This window comes from Tamlana crocina (assembly GCF_012037625.1).
This window is the reverse complement of sequence record NZ_JAAVJS010000283.1, coordinates 1-429: the sequence shown is the minus strand read 5'-3', so window position 1 is coordinate 429 and position 429 is coordinate 1. Positions and strand designations below refer to the sequence as shown.

General features: G+C 39.2%; 1 protein-coding gene. It reads right to left on the bottom strand.

From position 1 onward, the window contains the following. Window positions 1-404 (bottom strand): hypothetical protein (locus tag HC176_RS16735; RefSeq protein WP_167920149.1); only part of this gene is annotated, 404 nt, incomplete at its 3' end. Between the last annotated feature and the right edge of the window lie 25 nt (window positions 405-429).

Below are 429 nucleotides of genomic sequence, written 5' to 3'. Positions count from 1 at the left end.
CCAAATCTTAAGTGTTCGTAATTTACGTTGTTAGCTCCGTCAAAATTGGCTTCAACTTCGTTACGGCTTAAGCTACCTGAAATAACGGTACCTGGTCCATCATAAACTCCGTCCCAATCAAGTAAAGTAACAGTATAGTCAATGTATTCTTCATCATCCCCATATTGTGGAAGATCTGGAAGTGCAAAACATATAGGACTTGCATAGTTATCTCCTGAGTTGTTTGTTCCAACTTCATTGACATTTTCTGCTGCTTCATAGATAACAGTTCCGTCAATAGAGAACTCAACAGAGAATCTCGCAGGGAAGTGCATTCCTGCCGGAGTACAATAGTTAGCGAAGAAGCAGAATTCAAATGCTCTGGTAGTATCAAACTCGAAGAATTGATAGCCATATTCGTTCACATTTCGGTCATCAAAACATATTACA